This is a genomic window from Nocardiopsis coralliicola, assembly GCF_054779695.1.
Window position 1 is genome coordinate 11,747 of the sequence record NZ_BAAGXT010000029.1, and the last position, 19,629, is coordinate 31,375.

The following is a 19,629-nucleotide window of genomic DNA, read 5'->3' on the forward strand; positions in this document are numbered from 1 at the left end:
CGCGCCGGGGCGGCCCGCCACCGAGGGCGGCACACCGCCGGTCGGCACGGCTCAGCCCCCCGCGGAGCTCCGCCGCCCTCCGGACCCGCTGGGCAGGGCGCGGCCGGCTCAGAAGTCGTCGGCGGCGTGCGGCCGGAACGGGGTGCGCAGCGCCGCGGAGAGCGCGGCCGCCGCCCCGGGCGTGTGCTCGGCGAGCACGCCGGCTGCTGCAAGGTGCACCGGGTCGGCTCCGCCGGTGTAGGCGGCGGCGAGGTCGCGTACGTCGACAGCGAGGTCGGCGCGGTCCCGGGCCGGGGTGCAGGAGCAGCCCCCGGGGCCCGCGGACAGCCGGAACCGGCCCGCGTTCGCCGGCACCTGCGCGTCGGCCACGTCCAGCACCAGATCGACCGGCGCCGCCCAGGACCGCGCCTCCATCGCCGCGCGCACGTCCAGCAGCCGCGCCCACAGCGCGGGCTCCACACCGGTGACGCGCACCTGGTCGCGGTCGGCAGCGGCGGCCAGCAGCACGTCGTCGCCGGGACGGTTCTGCGCGCGCACCGTGGACGCCAGGTCGATCGAGGCGAGGTAGGACCACAGGGCCGCGGCGACCGCCGGGGTCTCCGCCTCCAGCTCGTCGACCAGCACCGCGCCCTGCCCGCCGGTACGCCGCGTGCGGTAGACCGCATAGCCCTCGGCCGGATCGCCCTGCACCACGGTCAGCGGCGGCCCCGCGCCGGGCTGGCCGGCGTCGACCGGGTTGAGGACCTCCCGCTCCCACCACTGCGCCGAGCGGGAGAACCGCCCGGCCCGGCGTGCGCGCGAGCGCTCGTACACCGCGCCCACGGTGTTCAGGACCTCACCGGCCGGCACGAGCCGGAGCGGGCGCGGGTCCGGCTCGGTGCGCAGCCGGAGCGGGGTGCGCGCGTCGATCTCCACCGTGTGGGCGTGCGAGGCGGCGCCGAAGCCGAACCGCCCGTAGATCGCCGCTTCCGAGGCCCACAGCCACGCGACCGGCGCCGCGGGCCCGGCATTCTCGAACAGCAGCGCGCGCAGCATGCCGGACAGCACGCCGCGCCGCCGGTGCGTGGGCGCGACGGCGACGAACGAGACCGCAGGCCCGGGGAGGTCCGCGCCCGGTACGGAGAAGGCGAACGGGAACGCTGCCGCGAGGCCGACGAGCGTGCCGCCGTCGTAGGCGCCCACGCGTTCGGCCGAGGCGAGCGCCTCGCGCATGCGGGCGCGCAGTGCGGCGTCCGGCGTCTCGTGGAACACCAGCAGGGCAAGGTCCAGTGCCTCGTCGAGGGTGTCGGGCCCCACACCGCCGATCTCCGGGGTCGCGCGCAGATCCATGGCGGGAACGCTAGCCGCTGCCTCTGCGCAGCGCACGCCCATTTTCCGAGTGGCGCGGCGGTCCCGGAACCCGCCCGGTCTGCCGCGGACCGCCCGCCGCGCCCGCTCTGCGGCCCGCCCGTGCGGAGCGGACGCGGCGGGGCGCGGCTCTCGCCCGCCGGCGGGTCCGGCAGGATGGGCGCGGATGCGGCCGGGCAGCCGCAGCGGAGGGAGCACACCGATGGACGCCGAACGCCTGCCGCGCCTGGCCCCCGAGGAGCTGGACGCCTCCCAGCGCGCGCTGCGCGCTGCCATCACCGGCGGTCCGCGCGCGGCGGGGCCGCGGCACTTCGCGCTGGAAGGCCCCGACGGTGCACTGAACGGCCCGTTCGGCCTGATGCTGCACGCACCGGAGCTCGGCGCGCCCCTCCAGGAGCTCGGCGCCGCCATCCGGTACCGCACCGGGCTCAGCGCCCGGGCCCGGGAGATCGCGATCCTCACCGTCGCCGCGGCCGCCGACAGCGCCTTCGAGCGGCACGCCCACGAGCGCGTCGGTGCTGCGGCGGGGCTCACCGGCGGCGAGCTCTCCGCGCTGCGCAGCGCCGCCTTCACCTCGCCCGACCCGGTGGAGCAGGCGGTACACACCGCCTGCCGTGCGCTGATGGCGGACCCTGGGCCGTGGGACTCCGGCCGCTACGCCGCGGTCGAGGGCGCCCTCGGCGCCGGCACCCTGCTGGAGCTGACCGTGCTGGTCGGCTACTATCGCACGCTCGCCCAGATGATGAACGTCTTCGGCGTCGGTGCGCCCGGTGCGGAGCACGGGGCCGGCGGAGAAGGTGCTGCAGGCGGCTGACCGGCGGCGTGTGCCGGCGGCGGAGCTGTGTGCCGGGACCGCGCGGGCGTCCGGAGCCGCGGCGGGCGGGGCGCGCGGCCGTCCGCGCCGGCCCCGGAGACGCCGCAGGGCGGCCCGGCGCTCTGCCGGTGCCGCCCTGCGTGCGGTGCGGCGGCGGAGACCGCCGCCGCTGCAAGCCGGTCCGCCTACTTCGGCGGGTCCGCCTTCGTCTCGTCCGCGTCCGCGGTCGAGCTTTCCGTGCTGTCGCCGTTGAGCGGGCTCGTGACGATCTCGAACTCGCCGTGGTGCTCGCGGGCACCGGTCACCACGGCCGCGCTCACCACTTCGTCCGCCACCGCCGAGCGCAGCACCAGCGGGTCGCGGCGCAGATCCTTGATCAGCGCTGCGGCCATGATGAGCATGACGATGGTCCACGGCGCCGCGACCAGGATGGTCAGCCGTTGCAGGCCGTCCAAGGCGGTCGAATCACCGCCGGAGGCGGACAGCATGATCGCCGCCACCGCCGCCATGAGGACGCCCCAGAACACGGTGATGAGCCGGTTGGGCTCGTTCGCACCGCGCTGGGAGAGCGTGCCCATCACGATCGACGCGGAGTCCGCACCGGTGATGAAGAAGATCGCCACCAGGATCGCCACGACCACGCTGACGAACGTGGCCAGCGGGAACTCGGCGAGCAGCCCGTAGAGCATGCTCTCCTCGTTGCCGTCGCCGTAGACGTTGGTGCCCGCCTCCTGCAGGTTCAGCGCGGTGCCGCCGAGGATGGCGAACCAGATCAGGCTCACCGCGGACGGCACCAGGATGACGCCGCTGACGAACTGGCGGATGGTGCGGCCGCGGCTGATCTTGCCGATGAACATGCCGACGAACGGCGTCCAGGAGATCCACCACGCCCAGTAGAAGACGGTCCAGCCGGTCAGCCAGCCGTCGACGTCCTCGCCGGAGCTGGCGCCGGTGCGGCCCGCCATGCCGAAGAAGTCCTGCAGGTAGGCCCCGAGCGAGGTCGGGATCATGTTGAGGATGTAGACCGTCGGGCCGACCACCAGCAGGAACACCAGGATCAGCGCGGCCATGCCCATGTTGATGTTGGACAGCCACTGGATCCCGCGCTCGATGCCGGAGACCGCCGAGGCCACGAACGCGACCATGAGCGCCGCGATGATGCCGATCAGCAGCCCGATGCTGAGCGTGCCCACCCAGCCGAGCTCGCGGAAGCCGCCGGCGATCTGCAGTGCGCCCAGGCCCAGCGAGGTCGCCGAGCCGAACAGGGTCGCGAAGATGGCGAGCACGTCGATGAGCTTGCCCACCGGTCCGTTGGCGGCCTTCTCGCCGATCAGCGGAATGAACGCGGCGCTGATCAGCTGCCGCCGGCCGCGCCGGTAGGTGCCGTAGGCGATGGCCAGGCCCACCACGGCGTAGATGGCCCACGGGTGCAGGGTCCAGTGGAAGAGGGTGGTCGCCATGGCGACCGCGGGGTCGGCTTCACCCGTGCCCGGGGGAGGCACCACGTAGTGCCCGAGGGGCTCGGCCACGCCGAAGAACATCAGGCCGATGCCCATGCCGGTGGCGAAGAGCATCGAGATCCAGGAGATCGTGTTGAACTCGGGCTTCTCGCCGTCCCGGCCCAGGGTGATGTTGCCGTACTTGCTGAAGGCCAGCCAGAGGGAGACGACCACGAAGGCAGAGGCGGCGAGGACGAAGCCCCACCCGCCGTTCGCGATCAGGCCGTTCAGCGCCCGCTCGGAGACGCTCGCGAGCGTGTCGGGCATCAGCGCGCCCCACACCACGAAGGCGATGGCGAGGAACCCCGCGATGGAGAAGACCAGCCAGTCGGTGCGGGGGCGGAGGCCGGCCTGGGTCTGCGCCGGGGGCTGCCACAGGATCTCCTCGGCGAGCTCCTCCGGGGTCAGACCGGCGGTGCCCTCCCCGTTTCCGCCGGCATCCGGGCCGGAACCGTTGTGCGTATCGTTTACCGCCACTGTGCTGCGGCGCTCGGGGCGCCGCCTCCTTTCAACTCGTCGGTGATCCGGTGTTCCGCGCGGGCCGTCCACTTGGGGGAGGGGGCGGCCGGCCCCGTCGGGCGGACCTGGAGCAGGATAGGGGCTCGAAGGCGAGCGCTCGGTTCAGCGGTTGCTCGATCGACCGCGTTCGGGCACGCACCGTCACCGTGGCGCGGTGCAGGGCGCGGCGGAGTGGGACGTGCCGAGGACCCGCTGAGTATCCCCGATTGGCGGGCTGTTCACGCGCGCGGGCGCACATGGTCACCAGACCGTGCCCTCCTCGGGATGGACCCGTCACTGTTCGCGGCGAGCGGACAGCGGGCCCTCGCGGAATCCGCCCGCTGGCGTCCGGTGCCGGCGCCGGCGGTGCGCAGGGCGCAACGGATCGGTGCGCGGAGTGTCGATTGCGGGGCGAAAGGGACACGGATTCACTCAGCGGTGAACAAGTCCATTCTCCGGACATGCGGGATCACTGAGCGTAGCCTTCGGGGGCGCGCGGGGTGTAGTGCTCTTCCAACCGGGCGACCTCTTCGCCGGACAGCTCCAGTCCGACGGCTGCCAGGGCGTCCTCCAGGTGGGCGGCGCGCGTGGCGCCGACGATGGGCGCCGTCACCACCGGCTTGTGCAGCAGCCAGGCCAGGGCCACCTGGGCCCGCGCCACCCCGCGCTCGGCGGCGATCGCGGCGACGGCGGCCGCGGTGCGCCGGTCGGACCCCTCGTCCTGGCCGTACAGGGTGGCGCCGAACGCGTCGGTGCGGCTGCGCTCGGTCGCGCTGCCCCAGTCGCGGGTGAGCCGTCCGCGGGCCAGCGGGCTCCACGGGAGCACGCCGACACCTTCGGCCGCGCAGTAGGGGAGCATCTCGCGCTCCTCTTCGCGCATCAGCAGGTTGTACTGGTCCTGCATCGACACGAACCGCGTCCAGCCGTGCAGGTCGGCGGTGTACTGGGCCTGGACGAACCGCCAGGCGGGCATGGAGGAGGCGCCGATGTAGCGCACCTTGCCGGCCGTGACCAGGTCGTGCAGCGCCGCCATCGTCTCCTCGATCGGCACCTCCGGATCGTGCCGGTGGATCTGGTAGAGGTCGATGTGGTCGGTACCCAGCCGCCGGAGGCTGGCCTCGCACTGGGCGATGACCGCCGCGCGGGACAGGCCGCTCCCGGTCGGACCGGGGCCCATCCGGTTGCGCACCTTGGTGGCGATGACGACGTCGTCGCGGCGGGCGAGCTCGCCGAGCAGCCGTCCGATGATCTCCTCGCTGGCGCCCAGCGAGTACACGTTGGCGGTGTCGAACGCGGTGACGCCGGCCTCCAGCGCCCGCCGCACGATCGGGCGCGCCTCGTCGATCCCCAGCACCCAGTCGTGCGTGCCGCGGCCCTTCTCGCCGAAGCTCATGCAGCCGAGCATGATCCTGGAGGTCTGCAGCCCGGACGCGCCGATGCGGGTGTACTCCATGGCAGCTCCATCCATCTCGCCGTTGCGCCGGCCCCGACGCTACTCCGGGCCGAATCGGCGCCCCTGCCCGGGAGCTGCCGTGCGCTCCGTGCCGCCCAGTCCCGGAAGGGGCGCGTGCCCCGCGAGCGGGGGAGGAGCGCGGTCGGGGGAGGGCGATGGCGGCAGGGTGCGCTTGCCGCGGCCGCCGTGCCGGAGCCGGAGCAGCGTGTCGGCGGCAGGGCGTCCGCGGCCGGGGTGTCCGGGCCGAGGGCTGCTGCCGGCCGTACGGGAGGGGAACTCCATCGCGTCCGACTCCGCTGCGCACCGCGTCGCGATCGCCGATAGCGGCACGGCGGAAGCGGCCCACCGGGCCGGGGCCGACGGCGCGCACGCGGCCCCGGCAGCGCTGGGCGGCGGCGAGCAGCGGGAGCCGGCCGGGAACGCCGAGTGGCTCGACGCCGCGGTCCAGGCGCGCGTGCAGGACCGCGGCTGCGCCGAGCAGGCGGGCGGGTACCGCCTGAGGTGCGCCCCACGCTCAGTCCTTCAGCTCCAGGGCGGAGGCCCACAGGCTGGTGAGGGTGTGCACGGCCTGGTCCTCGCCGTAGTCGCCCTCGCCCATCACGATCCAGAAGTGCGAGAAGTTGCTGACCATGGAGACCAGCGCGGAGGCCGCGGCGAGCGCGTCGAGGTCGGTGCGGACCAGCCCCTGGGCCCTCCACCGCAGGATGCTGCGCCGGATCCGCTCGACCGAGACCTGGCGGACGACGAGGCGCAGGTCCCGCACTTCGTCGTCGTGCGAGATCATCTGCTCCATCTGCGCGAGCATCGCCGCGTTCTCGCGGAACACCTGGACGAACCGCCGGTTGCCGCGCTCGATGCGCTGGCGCGGTGTGAGCTCCCCGGTGCGGTCGGCGGGCGGGCCGCCGCCGGCCTCCTCCGCGCCCCCGGTGCCGCCCGCGGCGGTGCCCGCGTTGGTGTCGTAGACCTTCGCCATGACGTCGGCGACGATGATGCGGAACACCTGCGGCTTGGAGTCGAAGTAGGTGTAGAAGGTCCCGTGCGCGACTTCGGCCTCGGCCGCGATGTCGGCGATGCGCGCGGCGAGGAAGCCGTCCCGCTCGAACACGGTGCGTGCCGCCCGCAGCAGCCGCTCCCGCGTGCGGCGCCCCTTCGCCGAGGTCGGCACCGTGCCGAACGCATCGGGGGAGAGGAACGTCGGGCGCGCGGGCGCCCCGGCGGCGCCGGCCGCCCCGGCCGGAGCGGTGGCGGGCGGGTCCGCGAGGCGCTCCGCGGTGCCGTCGTCTGCCACGGTCGTCCACCCCCGGTCGCACGGTGCTCCGGCCGGTGCCGCGCCCGCCATCGGTCGTCGTCGGTCGGCGGGCCGCAGGCCCGCCCGGCACCCAGCGTAGCGAAGTTGATTCCGGCGTCAATATTGCTCCGACGGGTTATTGACATCGACCTCAACTTCAGTTTTGATCGGCGCGTCACCCCCCGAAGAGTGGCCCGCATCACAGGACTGCTCGCCCCCTGGAGGCGCACGTGCGCGATGCCGCCGATGCCGTAGCCGACCCCGCGTCCCCGCCCGCCGGCCCTGCCGGTTCTGCCCCCGAGCCTGATCCCCGCACGCTGCTCCGGCGGATGCTCGCCCCGCGCGCTGTTGCGCTGGTGGGTGTGTCGGGACGTGCAGCCAGCATCGGCTCCCGTCCGCTGCGCTACCTGGCCGAGCAGGGCTTCGCCGGCGATGTGTACCCGGTGAACCCGCACTACAGCGAGCTCGGCGGGTACCGCTGCTACCCGTCACTGGACGACCTGCCCGGCCCCGTCGACCTCGTCCTCGTCCTGGTGCCCGCGGCCCGCGCACCCGGTGTGGTCCGCCAGGCCGGGCGCGCCGGCGCCGCCGCGGCCGTCGTCTTCGCCTCCGGCTTCGCCGAGACCGGCCCGGACGGGGCGCGGCTCCAGGAGGAGCTGGTCCGCGCCGGCCGCGAAGCCGGCGTCCGCGTCCTCGGCCCCAACTGCCAGGGCGTGCTGTACGGCCCCACCCGGATGGCCGCCACTTTCACCGCGGCGGCCGACGCCCCGCTCGGCGACGGCAGCGGCGCCGCCTACGTCGGCCAGAGCGGCGCGGTCGGCGGGTCCGTCCTCGACCTGGCCCGCGAAGCCGGCCTCGACCTGACCGCCTGGGTCAGCACCGGAAACCAGGCCGACCTCGACCTCGTCGAGATCGCCGCCGGCCTCGTCGCCGACCCCGCCGTGCGGGTACTGATGCTCTACGCCGAGGCGGTCTCGGACGGCGCCGCCTACACCCGGCTGGCCGCCGCCGCGCGCGCCGCCGGCACCCGCCTCGTCGTGCTCTCCTCCGGGCGCAGCGACGCGGGGCGCCGCGCCGCCGCCTCGCACACCGGCTCCATGCTCGGCGACGATGCCGCGTTCCGGCTCGTCTCGGCGCAGCACGGCGTCGTCCTGGTGGACGACGTCGACGAACTGCTCGCGGTGGCGGCCGTGCTGCTGCGGCACGGCCGGCCCGCCGGGCGCAGGGTCGGCGTCGTCACCACCTCCGGCGGCGCGGGCAGCCTCGCCGCCGACCACGGCACCGACCACGGCCTGGCGCTGCCCGAGCTCACACCGGCCACGCAGGAGGCGCTCGCGCCGGCCATCCCCGACTTCGGTGCGCTCGCCAACCCGGTCGACGTCACCGCCCAGCTGTTCAACCGCGAAGGCGGCGACCGCGCGCTCGGGGAGGTCTGCCGCACGGTGGCCGCCGACCCCGGCGTGGACGCCGTCGCCGTCGTCCTCACCATGGTCACCGGCGCGGCCGGCGAGCGCATCGCCGCCGACCTCGCCGAGACGGCCGCGGACCTGGAGGCGCCGCTGCTGGTCGCCTGGCTGGCCGGGCGCGAGCAGACCGCCGCGGGGCGCGCGGTGTTCCGCAGCGCCGGCGCCCCGGTGTTCGGCTCGGTCGCCGCGCTGATGCGCACGGTGTCGCTACTCGCCGACGGGCCGGCGGCTTCCGCGGCACCGGACCGCGGCCCTGCGGCGGGGGCCGGTGAGGATCCGGGCGCCGCCGCGGCAGCCGGTGCGCTGCGTGCCGCGCTCGCCGGGCACGCCGCTGCCGGGGCCGGAGGCGCCGTCCTCGATGCGCTCGGCGTGCACCGCCCCGCCGCGCAGCTGTGCGCCACCGCCGAGGAGTCCGCGGCGGCTGCCGAGCGGCTCGGCTTCCCCGCGGTGCTGAAGCTCCAGGCCGACGGCCTGGACCACAAGTCCGACATCGGCGGGGTGCGGCTCGGGGTGGCCAGCGCCGCCGAAGCCGCCGCCGTCCACACCGAACTCCTGGACACCGCCCGCCGGCACGGCGCGCGCGGCGTCCAGGGCGTGCTGGTGCAGCAGACCGCGCCCGCCGGAGTCGAACTGCTGGTCGGCGCCACCTGCGCCGGCGACGGCTATCCGCCGGTGGTCACCGTCGGCATCGGCGGCGTCACCACCGAGCTCTACCGCGACACCGCCTCGGCGGCCGGGCCCGTCACCCCGGAGCGCGCCGCCGCGCTGATCGGAACCCTGCGCGGCGCACCGCTGCTGGACGGCTACCGCGGCGCGGCGCCCGCGGACGCCGCCGCGGCGGCGTCGGCGGTCTCGGCCGTCGCGCGCGCCGCCGCCGCGCTGGCCGCACAGGACCCCGCCGCCGCCTTCGAGTTCGAGATCAACCCCCTCATCGCCGCCGAGCGGGGCCGCGGCGCCCACGCCGTCGACGTCCTCGTCCGCGCAGGCTGACTGGCGCCCCCGCGGCACCCGCGCCAGGCTGCTGCGTCCGCGCGCACCGCTGCCCCGCCGGCCCCCGCCCGGCGCCCGCAGCCGGAACCGACCCCGCCCCACCGCACGAGAAGAGAGGCCCCACCGTGGGACACGTCAGCCTGGAGACCGCGGACGGCGTCGCCGTCTTCACCGTCACCTCTCCCGAGGTCAAGAACGGCCTCACCCCCGACATGGGCCGCGAGCTCGCCGCGCACTGCGACACCGTCGACGCCGACCCCGCCATCGGCGCGGCCGTCGTGCGCGGCGCCGGCGGCACCTTCTGCTCCGGCGCGGACCGGCGCACCTGGGATCCCTCCCGCGACCAGTCCGAGGACGCCGCCTTCAAGGACACCGGCGCCGTCTACCGCTCCTTCAAGCGGTTCGGCGAGCTGAGCGTGCCGACGATCGCCGCGGTGCGCGGCGCCGCCGTCGGCGCCGGCGTCAACCTGATGCTCGCCGCCGACCTGCGCATCGTCGCCCTCGACGCCCGCATCCTCGCCGGCTTCCTCCGGATCGGCCTGCACCCCGGCGGCGGCTTCTTCACCATCGCCGGCCGCACCGCCGGCCGCGAGGCCACCGCCGCGATGGGCCTGTTCAGCGAGGAGGTGGACGGCGCCCGCGCCCGCGAGGCCGGCCTGGCCTGGGACGCCCTGCCCGACGCCGGCGTCGAGGAGCGGGCGCTGGCACTGGCCCGCCGCGCCGCCCGCGACCCGGAGCTGGCCCGCGAGGCGGTCCGCTCCTTCCGCACCGAGCTGGGCCCGCCCGGTATCGGCTGGGACGCCGCCCTGCACTTCGAGCGCGCGACGCAGATGTGGTCCCAGCGCCGCCGCAGCCGGCCCTGACCCGGCGCCCTCCCGCACCCCGAAGGAGGAGACCATGCCATCGCACCGCCCCCTCGCCCTCCTCGGCTGCGCCGTGCTGGTGCTGGCCGCCGGCTGCTCCGGCGGAGGCCAGGGCACCGCGGCCGTACCGCGCAGCGGTACCGAGGAGTGCCCGCCGCTCACCGGCGACGTCGCCGAGAGCGAGAGCTTCACCTGGATGTACAGCGTCGGCAACTCCAGCTTCGACCCCGACGCGATCAACACCAACAACAGCCTCATGTACCTGTTCCCGGTCTACGACAGCCTCGTGCACATCGACGAGCAGGGCGTGCCGCAGCCGATGCTCGCCGAGGACTGGGAGGTCGGCGACGGCGGTGACACGCTGCGGATGGACCTGATCAGCGACTGGGAGTACCACGACGGCGAGCCGTTCGACGCCGACTCGGTCGTGGCCAACATCGAGCGCGCCAAGGAGCCCGGCTCCTTCAACGAGAACGCGCTGCGCATCGTCACCGGAGTCGAAGCCGAGGACGACGGCACCGTCGTGTTCACCACCGACGGCGCCGCCGGTGCGCTCGTCGGCGTGCTCGGCGGCGCGCCCGGGATGATGATGAGCCCCGCCGTGATGGACGACGAGGGCCAGGGGCTCGCGCCCACCGGCGGATCCGGCGCCTACGAGATGACCGAGTACGTCTCCGGCAGCCGCGTGGTCTACACCGCCGTCGACGACTACTGGGACCCGGACGCGCAGAACACCGCCGAGATGGTCTTCCTCATCTCCGGCGACGACAACGCCCGGCTCAACGCCGTCGCCACCGGCTCCGCCGACGCCGTCTTCCTCCGCGCCAGCATGTACGGGCCCGCGAAGGAGGAGGGCCTGGTGCTGTGCGAGCAGCCCAGCCTGTCGGCCTACAACCTCAACCTCAACACCGAGCGTTCCGAGTTCGCCTCCCGCGAGGTGCGCGCGGCGCTCAACCACGCCATCGACCGCGAATCCGTCTCCGCCATGACCGACGGCTTCTGCGAACCGGCCATCCAGTCCTTCCCGGACTGGTACTACGCGCACGGCGACACCGTCGACCCCGCCGACTTCGCCTACGACCCCGACCGGGCCCGGGCACTGCTCGCCGACGCCGGCCTGGCGGAGGGCTTCAGTTTCGAGCTGGAGGTGATCAACCTCCAGCTCTACCAGCAGATCGCCGAAGTGGTGCAGGCCAACCTCGCCGACATCGGCGTCACCATGGAGATCCGCCCCGTCGAGATCGACGCGATGGGCGAGAACTTCTCGGTGCACCAGACCGCCGACGCGTCCCTGAGCGAGCAGAAGGCCGAGGCCGACCCCAGCATCCTCACCTCCTCCTACTTCCTCCAGGACGGCTTCAACAACCCCGGCGGCTGGGGCACCCCCGAGATCGCCGAGCTCAACGACGCGGCGATGGCCGGCGCCACCCCCGAGGAGCGCAGCGGCGCCTACGACGAGCTGTTCGCCGCGGTCGCCGACGAGGTCGCCCCGAGTATCTCCCTCTGCCACCTGACCACGCCGTTCGCGATGAACGACCAGGTCAAGGGGATGGAGATCTACGCCGACGGGTCCCGCCAGTTCCGCGGCGTCGGCATGGAGCCGAGCGGATGAGCCCGCGCCCCGGGGCGCACCCTGCGGAGCGCCCCGCCGCGCAGCCGGCGCGGCCCGCATCCCTACCGCAGCCAAGGACAGGCCCCAGCCCCCGGAGGCCCCAGTGATCCAGCTCCTCGCCCGCCGGCTCCTGATGACCGCGCCGCTCCTGCTCACCGTGAGCCTCCTCGTCTTCGCCCTCGTCCACCTCGTCCCCGGCGACCCGGCAGTCGCGCTGGCCGGCGAGAACCCGACCCCGGAGCAGATCGCGGCGGTCCGCGCCGAACTCGGCCTGGACGACCCCTTCCTCGTGCAGTACGCGCACTGGCTGGCCGCCGCCGTCCAGGGCGACCTCGGCACCTCGCTGTTCAGCGGCGAGCCGGTGGGGGCCGCGATCCTCTCCCGGCTGCCCGCCACCCTCTCGCTGGCCCTGCTGTCGCTGCTCATCGCGGCCGTCCTCGGCGTCGCCGCCGGCGCGGCGGCCGGCCTGCGCCCCGGCACCTGGATCGACCGCGCGGCCACCGTCACCGCCAGCGTCGGCGTCGCCGTCCCCTACTTCTGGGTCGGCATGATCCTGGTCCTGCTGCTGGCCATCGAGGTCCCGCTGCTGCCTGCGGTCGGCTACAGCCCGATCAGCGCCGGAGCGGGGGAGTGGCTGCGCCATCTGGTGCTGCCCGCCGTCGCGCTGGCCGTCGCCCCGGCCGCCGTCATCGCCCGCCAGACCCGCGCGGCGCTGGCATCGGTGATGGACGAGGACTACGTGCGCACCGCCCGCGCCAAGGGGCTCGCCCCGGTGCGCGTGGTCGGCAAGCACGCCCTGAAGAACGCCGCGGTGCCGGTGGTGACGGTGTTCGGCCTGGAGGCCAACCGGCTCATCGGCGGCACCGTGGTCATCGAGCAGCTGTTCGCCGTGCCCGGCGTGGGCCAGCTGGCCTTCCAGTCGGTGTTCGCCCGCGACCTGCCGATGGTGCAGGGCGTGCTGCTCACCACGGCCGCCATGATCCTGCTCATCAACCTGCTCGTCGACGTCTCCTACGGCTACTTCAACCCGAGGATCAGGCAGACATGACCGACGACACCCCCGCCCGCTCCGGCGCTCCCGCCGCCGGCGGCGGCACCGCACCCGCGGACGGCCCGGCGGGTCCCGCCGCCGGCGCCTCCGCCGGCACCGCCCCGCGGCCCGGTGCGGCGGCCCGGTTCCTGCGCCGCTTCGCCGCCAACCGCCTCGCCCTGGCCGCCCTCGCCGTCCTCGCCGTGATCGTCGCGGCGTCGCTCGGCGCGCCGCTCCTGGCGCCGTTCCGCCCCGAGCAGATCGACGTCGCCAACCGGCTCGCCGCGCCCTCGGCCGAGCACTGGCTGGGCACCGACGCACTCGGCCGCGACACCCTCACCCGCCTGATGTACGCCGGCCGGGTCTCGCTGGCCGCCGCGGTGACGGCGGTGGGCATCGCCGTCGCGGCCGGCGTGCCGCTCGGCCTGGTCGCCGGCTACTTCGGCGGCTGGGCCGACTGGGGGCTCGGCCGCGCCGCCGACGTGCTGCTCACCTTCCCCGCCGTCGTCCTCGCCATCGCCATCATCGCGGTGACCGGGCCCGGTCTGACCAACGCCATGCTGGCGCTCGGCGTGGTCTATGCGCCCCGGCTGTTCCGGGTGGTGCGCGGCGGGGCACTCGCGGTGCGCCAGGAGACCTACGTCGAAGCCTCGGTCAGCATCGGCACGCCCGCACCCGCCATCATCCTGCGCCGCGTCCTGCCCAACGTGCTGTCGCCGCTGCTGGTGCAGGTCTCGCTCCTGCTGGCCGCGGCCCTGCTCGCCGAAGCGGCGCTCAGCCTCCTCGGCCTGGGCGTGGTGCCGCCGACGCCCAGCTGGGGCAACCTGCTCGGCCGCGGCTTCACCGAGATCCGGACGACGCCCGAGCTCGTCTGGTTCCCGGGACTGGCCATCGCCGCCACCACCCTCGCCTTCAACCTCATCGGCGACGGCCTGCGCGACGCCTTCGGGCGCGAGACCCGGAAAGGGGACTGACACCGCCATGGCCGAAGACAGCACCACACCCCGGTACCGCGGCGGCCACCGCCGCGAGGAAGGCCCGCAGGGCGCCGGGGCCGACGGCGGCCGGGAGACTGCGCCCGGGCTGCTCGCCGTTGAAGAGCTGCGCGTCGACTTCGCCACCGGCCGCGGCTGGGCCACCGTCGTCGACGGCGTCTCGCTCACTGTCGGCGACGGCGAGACCGTCGGGCTGGTCGGCGAGTCCGGATCCGGCAAGACGGTCACCGGCCTCTCGGTGCTGGGCCTGGTGCCCTCGCCGCCCGGCCGGCGCAGCGGCGGCCGCATCCTGCTGCGCGGCGAAGACCTCGCCGCCGCGGACGCCGCGCGGCTGCGCGCGGTGCGCGGCGCGGAGATCGCGATGATCTTCCAGGAGCCGATGACCAGCCTCAACCCCGCGTTCACCGTCGGCGACCAGATCGCCGAGTCCTACCGGCTGCACCGCGGCGCCTCGCGGGCCGCGGCACGGCGGCGGGCCGCCGAAGTCCTGGACCTCGTCGGTATCCCCAACGCCGCGCGGCGGCTGCGCGACTACCCGCACGAGTTCTCCGGCGGGATGCGCCAGCGCGCCATGATCGCGATGGCGCTGGTCTGCGAACCGCAGCTGATCATCGCCGACGAGCCCACCACCGCGCTCGACGTCACCGTCCAGGCGCAGATCCTCGACCTGCTCCTCGCGCTGCGCGCGGAGCTGGGGATGGGGCTGCTGCTGATCACCCACGACCTCGGCGTCGTCGCCGAAGTGTGCGACCGGGTGGCGGTGATGTACGCCGGCCAGGTCGTGGAGGAGTCGCCGGCCGCGCCGCTGTTCACCGAGCCCCGCCACCCCTACACCGACGGCCTGCTCACCGCGATGCCGCAGGTGGGCGGCAGCGCCGGATCCGGGCGGCTCGCGTCGATCCCGGGGGCGACGCCGGAGCCGTGGGCGATGCCGCCGGGCTGCCGGTTCGCGCCGCGCTGCCCGCACGCCGCCGACGCCTGCACCGCACCCGTGCCGCTGGCCGCGGCCGGCGGCACCGACCGCTCCGTCCGCTGCGCGCGCAGCGGCTCCATCGAACTGCGAGGGATCCGATGACCGCAGCGACGGGCGCTGGCAGCAGCGCCGCACCCGCAGCACCCGGAGCCCCGGACGGCCCGCTCGTCCGGGCCCGCGACCTGTCCGTCCGGTTCCGCACCCGGCGCGGCTTCGCCCGGGCGCGGACCGTGCGCGCCGTGGACGGCGTCGGGTTCGACATCGCCGCCGGAGAGACACTCGGCCTGGTCGGCGAGTCGGGCTCGGGCAAATCCACCACCGGACGCGCTCTGCTGCGGCTGGTCCCACTGGCCGGCGGCAGCGTCACGGTGGACGGCCGCGAGCTGTCCGGACTGGGCCGCGGGGAGCTCCGCGCGGTCCGCCGCGACATGCAGATGGTGTTCCAGGACCCCTACTCCTCCCTGGACCCCTCGGCGACGGTCGCCGCCAGCATCGCCGAACCGCTGCGGGTGCACGACGGGTTGACGGCGGCGCAGGCGCGGCCGCGGATCACCGAGCTGCTGGAGACGGTGGGGCTGCGCGCCGCGCACGCCGACCGCTACCCCTACGAGTTCTCCGGCGGCCAGCGGCAGCGCGTCGCCATCGCCCGCGCGCTGGCCACCCGGCCGCGGCTGGTGGTCTGCGACGAGGCGGTGTCGGCGCTGGACGTGTCGACCCAGAACCAGGTCATCAACCTGCTGGAGGACCTGCGCAGCGAGTTCGGGCTGTCCTACCTGTTCATCGCGCACGACCTCGCCGTGGTGCGGCACATCGCGCACCGGGTGGCCGTCATGTACCTGGGCCGCATCGTCGAAGAGGGCTCCGCCGAGCGGGTCTACACCCGGCCCGCCCACCCCTACACCCGCGCCCTGCTGTCCGCGATCCCGGTGCCCGACCCGCGGCGCCGCGGCACCGCGGCCCGCTCGGCACTCCGCGGCGAGCTGCCCGATCCGGCCGCGCCCCCGTCCGGCTGCACCTTCCGCACCCGCTGCCCCGAGGCGATGGACATCTGCGCCCGGCAGGTTCCGGTGCCGGTCCCGGTACCCGGCGGCGGCACCGCGGCCTGCCACCTGCTCACCGCCGGCCCCTCCCCGTCCGGCGGCGCGCCGGACGCCGGACCGGCCGGGTAGCACCGGTGAGCGCCGCCAGGGCCTCTCCGCGGGGCGGCCGGGTGGTGTGTCCGCATCCCCCCGATCCCTTCCGAGCCCCCGTCGCGGCGCACGCCGCGGTACGACGGCGCCCCGGCGCCACAGAACAGAGCACGGAGCACTGATGGAATTCGCCGCCGCACCGCTCACCCGCGCGGAACTGGACCTGCGCGCCGAGGTCCGCGCCTTCCTCGCCCGGGAGCTGCCCCGCGACCGGGTCCCCGGGCTCGGCATGGCCGCCGGACACGACCCCGCCTTCTCCCGCGCGCTCGCCGCCGCCGGCTGGGTCGGCATGGCGATACCGCCGGAGTACGGCGGGCACGGCCGCTCTACCGTCGACCGGTTCGTCGTCACCGAGGAGCTGCTCGCCGCCGGCGCCCCCATCGGTGCGCACTTCGTCGCCGACCGGCAGACCGCGCCGGCCATCCTCAAGTTCGGCACCGAGGAGCAGCGCCGCTTCTTCCTGCCGCGCATCTGCGCCGGCGAGTGCTGGTTCTCGCTGGGCATGTCCGAACCCGACTCCGGCTCGGATCTCGCCTCGGTGCGCACCCGCGCCACCCGCACCGACGGCGGCTGGCTGGTGAACGGCACCAAGGTGTGGACCACCGGCGCCCACCGCAACCACTACTTCGCCGTGCTGTGCCGCACCGCGCCCGCCGACGGCGACCGGCACCGCGGCCTCAGCCAGCTCATCGTCGACCTCGGCGCGCCCGGCGTGGACATCCGGCCCATCCCGTTCCTCAACGGCGCGCACTCCTTCAACGAGGTCGTGCTCGACGACGTGTTCGTTCCGGACGCGATGGTGCTCGGCGAGCTCGGCTCCGGCTGGCGCCAGGTCACCTCCGAACTGGCCTATGAGCGCTCCGGCCCCGACCGGTTCCTCAGCGCCTTCACGCTGTTCCGGCACTTCCTCGCCGCCTACGGGGCCGGCAGCGGCGACGGCGGTGCGCCCGCGGCGGAGGTGCAGGCCGCGGTCGGCGAGATCACCGCGCGGTTCTGGACCGTGCGGCAGCTGTCGCTGTCGGTGGCCCGCGCACTCGACCGCGGATCGGCGCCTGCCGTGGAGTCGGCCCTGGTCAAGGACATCGGAACCCGGTTCGAGCAGCAGGCCATCGAGCGGCTGCGGGCCGCGGCCGAGACCGAGCCGGGCAGCGGCGCCGCCCGCGAGGACCTCTTCCACACCCTGCTCGCCGAGGCCGTCGTCACCGCCCCCAGTTTCACCCTGCGCGGCGGCACCACCGAGGTCCTCCGCTCCATCGCCGCCAAGGCCCTCCGCGCCTGACCCGCCCTGCGCTGCCGTCCGCCCGCACCGCTGACGAAAGGGAGACCCCCATGACCAGCCCGTCCACCCGCGAGGACCGCGCCGGGATCGCCGACGCCGCCGGCGCGATCCTCGCCGACCACGCAGCATCCGATGCGGAGGCGCTCGCGGCGCAGGAGCGCGCCGGCTGGAACGCGCCGCTCTGGACCGCACTCGCCGACTCCGGCTTCACCCTGGTCGGGGTCGCCGAAGAGGCCGGCGGTTCGGGGGGCGGCGCGGCCGAGGCGTGCGCCGTGCTGTACGCGCTCGGCCGGCACGCCGGTGCCGCACCGGTCGCCGAGACCGGCCTGCTCGCCGGCTGGGCGCTCGCGGCGGCCGGCCTCGACCTCCCCGCCGGTCCGGCCACGGTGCCCGCCGGCCGTCCCGGAGCCCAGCGGCTGGAGCTCCACCGCGGTGCCGGCGGGCTGCGGGTTTCCGGCCGGCTGGACCGCGTGCCGTGGGCCGAGCAGAGCGAGCGGCTGGTGGCCGCCGTCCCCGACCCGCACTCCGGCGGCGGCACCGCGCAGGTGGTGTCGGTCCCGCTGGACTCCCGCGGCGCCCGCATCAGCCCGGGGCGCAACCTGGCCGGGGAGTCGCGCGACACCGTGGAACTCGACGGGGTTCCGCTCACCGGCGCCGACGCCGCACCCGCCCCGGACGGCCTGGACGCCGCGGCGCTGTTCCGCCGCGGCGCGCTGGCCCGCTCCGCGGCGATCGCCGGGGCGCTGGAGCGGGTCAGCGAGCTGACCGTGGCGCACACCGCCGTGCGCGAGCAGTTCGGCCGGCCGCTGGCGCGCTTCCAGGCGGTGCAGCGGCACGTGGTGCGGGTCGCCGAGGCGACCCAGTCCGCGGCCATCGCGGCCGAGGCGGCGGCGCTCACCACCGGCACCGGCGCCGCCGACCTGTTCGACGCGGCCGCCGCAAAGATCACCGCCGGCCGGTCGGCGACCGACGCGGCCCGCGCGTCCCACCAGGCGCACGGCGCGATCGGCATGACCCTCGAATACGAGCTCGGCCGCCTCACCCGGCGGCTCTGGGCCTGGCGCGACGAGTTCGGCTCCGAGGGCTACTGGAGCCGCGACCTGGGCGCCCGCGTCGCCGCGGCCGGCCCCGACGCCCTCTGGCCGCGCATCGCGGCCGGAGTGCCGTCCTAGCGGCGGCCCGCTGCGGCACCCCTTGCCGCAAGCGTGCCGCAGCGCAGAAGCAGAGCAGGGCGGCGGCCCGGCGGGCGCCGCGGACGAAGGACGAAGGGAGCCGGTATGGCAGGCGGCGGTGCGGCCGACAGCGGAGGCAGGGGAGCGGCCGGTGCCCGGGGGGCGGAAGCGGTCCCCGGCCCGCAGCGGACGGAGGGCGGGCTGGTCATCGAGGTGGCCGACCGGGTCGCCACGGTCGTACTGGACCGGCCGGAGCGGCTGAACGCGCTGGCCACCGCCACGATGGCCGACCTGGTCCGGGTGTTCGACGCGCTCAGCCGGGACGACCGGGTGTGGGCGGTGCTCATCACCGGCGCCGGCGACCGCGCGTTCTCCGCGGGCATCGACCTGAAGGAGAACGCCGGTCCGGACCGCGCCGCGCGGATGGCCGCCATGCCGATGGGCGGCGAGCGCAAGAACGCCTTCGAGGCGATCCTGGAGTGCCGCAAGCCGGTCGTCGCCGCTCTGAACGGCACCGCCGCGGGCGGAGGCTGCGAGGTGGCGCTCGCCTGCGACGTCCGGATCGCCGCGGAGTCGGCCCGCATCGGCCTTCCCGAGGCCAAGCGGGGTATGGGCGCCAACTTCGGAGCGCACGTCCTGCCGCGCCTCATCCCGCAGGGCATCGCCTACGAGCTCCTCTACACGGGCGAGCTCATCAGTGCCGGTGAAGCCCACCGGATCGGCCTGGTCAACCGCGTCGTGCCCGACGCCGTCCTGCACGCCGAGGCCGCCGGCCTGTGCCGCCGCATCGCCGCCAACGCCCCGCTCACCGTCCAGCGCTACAAGTCCGCCATCACCCGCGGCGCCACCCTCCCGCTGGCCGCGGCCCTCCGCCTCGATACCACCCCCAACCCCTACACCAGCCGCGACTCCGCCGAAGGCGTCGCCGCCTTCCTGGAGAAGCGCCCGCCCCGCTGGGAGGCCCGCTGACCTCTGCGCCCCGCCGGCGCCTTTCAGCGACCGCCTCGTCTCCGGACTGGCGCGGGCATCCGTTTCGGATGGCCCGTTTCGGCGGGCCGGCCGGCGTGAAGGCGCCCCCAGAGCGGGACAGCCCCGCCCGAACCGGCGGGTGTCCCGACGCGGACACCAGCGGATCCGCGCGTCCGGGTGGGCCGGCCCGC

General features: G+C 75.4%; 15 protein-coding genes. 11 read left to right on the forward strand and 4 right to left on the reverse strand.

Annotated elements, in window-relative coordinates; all coding sequences use genetic code 11:
- Positions 1–108: 108 nt before the first annotated feature.
- A complete protein-coding gene (locus tag ACYVGT_RS18905) occupies positions 109–1,329 on the reverse strand; it encodes a GNAT family N-acetyltransferase (protein ID WP_460860189.1) in 1,221 nt (406 codons plus the stop codon).
- A gap of 220 nt (positions 1,330–1,549) precedes the next feature.
- Between ACYVGT_RS18905 and ACYVGT_RS18910 the strand changes: the two genes are divergently transcribed.
- On the forward strand, positions 1,550–2,161 hold the full coding sequence (locus ACYVGT_RS18910) for a carboxymuconolactone decarboxylase family protein (protein ID WP_460860192.1): 612 nt from the start codon (positions 1,550–1,552) through the stop codon (positions 2,159–2,161).
- Between the two features lie 185 nt (positions 2,162–2,346).
- On the opposite strand, the gene ACYVGT_RS18915 is transcribed toward ACYVGT_RS18910, so the two are convergent.
- From ACYVGT_RS18915 to ACYVGT_RS18925, 3 genes are all read right to left on the reverse strand, one after another.
- Complete coding sequence (locus ACYVGT_RS18915; RefSeq protein WP_460860194.1) at positions 2,347–4,137, reverse strand: BCCT family transporter; 1,791 nt, start codon at positions 4,135–4,137, stop codon at positions 2,347–2,349.
- A 490-nt stretch (positions 4,138–4,627) separates the two neighbouring features.
- Positions 4,628–5,611, reverse strand: a complete 984-nt coding sequence (locus tag ACYVGT_RS18920) for an aldo/keto reductase (RefSeq protein WP_460860196.1) — start codon at positions 5,609–5,611, stop codon at positions 4,628–4,630.
- A gap of 514 nt (positions 5,612–6,125) precedes the next feature.
- Entirely contained in the window at positions 6,126–6,899 is a 774-nt protein-coding gene (locus ACYVGT_RS18925) for a TetR/AcrR family transcriptional regulator (protein WP_460860198.1), read from the reverse strand.
- A gap of 329 nt (positions 6,900–7,228) precedes the next feature.
- Between ACYVGT_RS18925 and ACYVGT_RS18930 the strand changes: the two genes are divergently transcribed.
- From ACYVGT_RS18930 to ACYVGT_RS18975, 10 genes are all read left to right on the forward strand, one after another.
- Positions 7,229–9,355, forward strand: coding sequence for an acetate--CoA ligase family protein (locus ACYVGT_RS18930; protein ID WP_460860200.1), 2,127 nt, complete (start codon positions 7,229–7,231; stop codon positions 9,353–9,355).
- A gap of 125 nt (positions 9,356–9,480) precedes the next feature.
- Positions 9,481–10,218 (forward strand): enoyl-CoA hydratase-related protein, encoded by a 738-nt coding sequence (locus ACYVGT_RS18935; protein WP_460860202.1) that lies wholly within the window; start codon positions 9,481–9,483, stop codon positions 10,216–10,218.
- A gap of 34 nt (positions 10,219–10,252) precedes the next feature.
- Complete coding sequence (locus ACYVGT_RS18940; RefSeq protein WP_460860203.1) at positions 10,253–11,830, forward strand: ABC transporter substrate-binding protein; 1,578 nt, start codon at positions 10,253–10,255, stop codon at positions 11,828–11,830.
- A 103-nt stretch (positions 11,831–11,933) separates the two neighbouring features.
- On the forward strand, positions 11,934–12,878 hold the full coding sequence (locus ACYVGT_RS18945; RefSeq protein ID WP_460860205.1) for an ABC transporter permease: 945 nt from the start codon (positions 11,934–11,936) through the stop codon (positions 12,876–12,878).
- Positions 12,875–13,834: an ABC transporter permease gene (locus ACYVGT_RS18950; protein WP_460860207.1), complete on the forward strand. Its 960-nt coding sequence runs from the start codon at positions 12,875–12,877 to the stop codon at positions 13,832–13,834. The genes ACYVGT_RS18945 and ACYVGT_RS18950 overlap by 4 nt, the downstream gene beginning before the upstream one ends.
- A 7-nt stretch (positions 13,835–13,841) precedes the next feature.
- The gene (locus ACYVGT_RS18955; protein ID WP_460860209.1) at positions 13,842–14,930 is read left to right on the forward strand and encodes an ABC transporter ATP-binding protein; all 1,089 of its coding nucleotides are present in this window, start codon (positions 13,842–13,844) and stop codon (positions 14,928–14,930) included.
- The gene (locus ACYVGT_RS18960; protein WP_460860211.1) at positions 14,927–15,997 is read left to right on the forward strand and encodes an ABC transporter ATP-binding protein; all 1,071 of its coding nucleotides are present in this window, start codon (positions 14,927–14,929) and stop codon (positions 15,995–15,997) included. Before ACYVGT_RS18955 ends, ACYVGT_RS18960 begins: the two co-directional genes overlap by 4 nt.
- A 142-nt stretch (positions 15,998–16,139) precedes the next feature.
- On the forward strand, positions 16,140–17,297 hold the full coding sequence (locus tag ACYVGT_RS18965) for an acyl-CoA dehydrogenase family protein (RefSeq protein WP_460860213.1): 1,158 nt from the start codon (positions 16,140–16,142) through the stop codon (positions 17,295–17,297).
- Positions 17,298–17,347: 50 nt separating this feature from the next.
- Positions 17,348–18,469, forward strand: a complete 1,122-nt coding sequence (locus ACYVGT_RS18970) for an acyl-CoA dehydrogenase family protein (protein WP_460860215.1) — start codon at positions 17,348–17,350, stop codon at positions 18,467–18,469.
- 105 nt (positions 18,470–18,574) lie between these two features.
- On the forward strand, positions 18,575–19,438 hold the full coding sequence (locus tag ACYVGT_RS18975; protein WP_460860217.1) for an enoyl-CoA hydratase/isomerase family protein: 864 nt from the start codon (positions 18,575–18,577) through the stop codon (positions 19,436–19,438).
- Positions 19,439–19,629 lie beyond the last annotated feature (191 nt).